Raw genomic sequence first — 3,384 nt, forward strand, 5'->3', positions numbered from 1 at the left:
TCATTGGCGATTGAGCCAGTCAGATGATATGAGTAAAACCATATCGGCTGTCGTTCTTTAACAATCTGGAAGAAGTAAGTAATTTGGATAGCGGAAGCGTCTTGAGATGGACGTGAAAACTATCCGGGTTGTGATTGTATCGATGTATCTCAAGATGATTCGAACTCTATGTTTGACTCAATTGGAATACGGCACAACGCGAGAACTCAACCTGTAACGACTGTCGATGAGACAGACTCGTTATAGGGTCAAGCGAACAAGTGCATGTGGTGGATGCCTTGGCGATCACAGGCGATGAAGGACGCGGTAGCCTGCGAAAAGCTACGGGGAGCTGGCAAACAAGCTTTGATCCGTAGATGTCCGAATGGGGAAACCCACTCCTTTTGGAGTATCCATGGCTGAATACATAGGCCATGTGAAGCGAACGCGGTGAACTGAAACATCTAAGTAACCGCAGGAAAAGAAATCAACCGAGATTCCCAAAGTAGTGGCGAGCGAAATGGGATGAGCCTTGCACTCTTTATTTGTATTGTTAGCCGAACGCTCTGGAAAGTGCGGCCATAGCGGGTGATAGCCCCGTAGGCGAAAACAGTATGAAAGAACTAGGTGTGCGACAAGTAGGGCGGGACACGTGAAATCCTGTCTGAAGATGGGGGGACCATCCTCCAAGGCTAAATACTCGTGATCGACCGATAGTGAACCAGTACCGTGAGGGAAAGGCGAAAAGAACCCCGGGAGGGGAGTGAAATAGATCCTGAAACCGCATGCATACAAACAGTCGGAGCCTCGTAAGGGGTGACGGCGTACCTTTTGTATAATGGGTCAGCGACTTACGTTCAGTAGCAAGCTTAACCGTATAGGGCAGGCGTAGCGAAAGCGAGTCCGAATAGGGCGTTCAGTTGCTGGGCGTAGACCCGAAACCAAGTGATCTATCCATGGCCAGGATGAAGGTGCGGTAACACGTACTGGAGGTCCGAACCCACTAACGTTGAAAAGTTAGGGGATGAGCTGTGGATAGGGGTGAAAGGCTAAACAAACTTGGAAATAGCTGGTTCTCTCCGAAAACTATTTAGGTAGTGCCTCGTGTCTCACCTTCGGGGGTAGAGCACTGTCATGGTTGGGGGGTCTATTGCAGATTACCCCGCCATAGCAAACTCCGAATACCGAAGAGTGCAATCACGGGAGACAGACATCGGGTGCTAACGTCCGGTGTCAAGAGGGAAACAACCCAGACCGCCAGCTAAGGTCCCCAAATATAGCTAAGTGGGAAACGAAGTGGGAAGGCTAAAACAGTCAGGAGGTTGGCTTAGAAGCAGCCACCCTTTAAAGAAAGCGTAATAGCTCACTGATCGAGTCGTCCTGCGCGGAAGATGTAACGGGGCTAAGCTATATACCGAAGCTGCGGATGCGTGCTTTGCACGCATGGTAGGAGAGCGTTCTGTAAGCCTGCGAAGGTGTCTCGGAAGGGATGCTGGAGGTATCAGAAGTGCGAATGCTGACATGAGTAGCGATAAAGGGGGTGAAAGGCCCCCTCGCCGTAAGCCCAAGGTTTCCTACGCAACGTTCATCGGCGTAGGGTGAGTCGGCCCCTAAGGCGAGGCAGAAATGCGTAGCTGATGGGAAGCAGGTCAATATTCCTGCACCATTGTTAGATGCGATGGGGGGACGGATCGCGGAAGGTTGTCCGGGTGTTGGAAGTCCCGGTCGCTGCATTGGAGAAGGCGCTTAGGCAAATCCGGGCGCGGAATTCAAGGGTGTGGCGCGAGCTCCTTAGGGAGCGAAGCAATTGGAAGTGGTTCCAAGAAAAGCCTCTAAGCTTCAGTCTAATGATGACCGTACCGCAAACCGACACAGGTGGGCGAGATGAGTATTCTAAGGCGCTTGAGAGAACTCGGGAGAAGGAACTCGGCAAATTGGTACCGTAACTTCGGGATAAGGTACGCCCTTGTAGCTTGATGCCCCTGCGGGCAAAGGGTGAAGGGGTTGCAATAAACTGGTGGCTGCGACTGTTTAATAAAAACACAGCACTCTGCAAACACGAAAGTGGACGTATAGGGTGTGACGCCTGCCCGGTGCCGGAAGATTAAATGATGGGGTGCAAGCTCTTGATTGAAGTCCCGGTAAACGGCGGCCGTAACTATAACGGTCCTAAGGTAGCGAAATTCCTTGTCGGGTAAGTTCCGACCTGCACGAATGGCGTAACGATGGCCACACTGTCTCCTCCCGAGACTCAGCGAAGTTGAAGTGTTTGTGATGATGCAATCTACCCGCGGCTAGACGGAAAGACCCCATGAACCTTTACTGTAGCTTTGCATTGGACTTTGAACCGATCTGTGTAGGATAGGTGGGAGGCTATGAAACCGGAACGCTAGTTTCGGTGGAGCCGTCCTTGAAATACCACCCTGGTTTGTTTGAGGTTCTAACCTTGGCCCGTGATCCGGGTCGGGGACAGTGCATGGTAGGCAGTTTGACTGGGGCGGTCTCCTCCCAAAGCGTAACGGAGGAGTACGAAGGTACGCTAGGTACGGTCGGAAATCGTGCTGATAGTGCAATGGCATAAGCGTGCTTAACTGCGAGACCGACAAGTCGAGCAGGTGCGAAAGCAGGTCATAGTGATCCGGTGGTTCTGTATGGAAGGGCCATCGCTCAACGGATAAAAGGTACTCTGGGGATAACAGGCTGATACCGCCCAAGAGTTCATATCGACGGCGGTGTTTGGCACCTCGATGTCGGCTCATCTCATCCTGGGGCTGTAGCCGGTCCCAAGGGTATGGCTGTTCGCCATTTAAAGAGGTACGTGAGCTGGGTTTAAAACGTCGTGAGACAGTTTGGTCCCTATCTGCCGTGGGCGTTGGATATTTGAAGGGGGCTGCTCCTAGTACGAGAGGACCGGAGTGGACGAACCTCTGGTGTACCGGTTGTCACGCCAGTGGCATCGCCGGGTAGCTATGTTCGGAAGAGATAACCGCTGAAAGCATCTAAGCGGGAAACTCGCCTTAAGATGAGATATCCCTGGGGACTAGATCCCCTTGAAGGGTCGTTCGAGACCAGGACGTTGATAGGTCAGGTGTGTAAGCGCAGTAATGCGTTCAGCTAACTGATACTAATTGCCCGTAAGGCTTGATCCTATAACAAGTCTGTCTCGCGCTGATTACAGCGCGTCGGACTGGTTGGATTCTCGTGTGTGATACACACAACTCAAAATTACTGCTTCTTCCAAGATTGGTTGTGCTGCGAAGTCAGCACAACAACCCTCTTTGCCTGATGACCATAGCGAGTCGGTCCCACCCCTTCCCATCCCGAACAGGACCGTGAAACGACTCTACGCCGATGATAGTGCGGATTCCCGTGTGAAAGTAGGTAATCGTCAGGCTCCCTAAGCCA

The 3,384-nt window shown here is 52.0% G+C and carries 2 rRNA genes; both read left to right on the forward strand.

Annotated features, from left to right (window positions below):
* The first annotated feature begins 246 nt into the window (after nucleotides 1-246).
* Nucleotides 247-3,128, forward strand: a 23S ribosomal RNA gene (locus G3N93_RS36940).
* 132 nt (nucleotides 3,129-3,260) lie between these two features.
* Nucleotides 3,261-3,373, forward strand: a 5S ribosomal RNA gene (rrf, locus tag G3N93_RS36945).
* Nucleotides 3,374-3,384 lie beyond the last annotated feature (11 nt).

Origin of the sequence: Burkholderia sp. Se-20378 (assembly GCF_017104665.1) — a bacterium.
Taxonomy (GTDB): domain Bacteria; phylum Pseudomonadota; class Gammaproteobacteria; order Burkholderiales; family Burkholderiaceae; genus Burkholderia; species Burkholderia lata.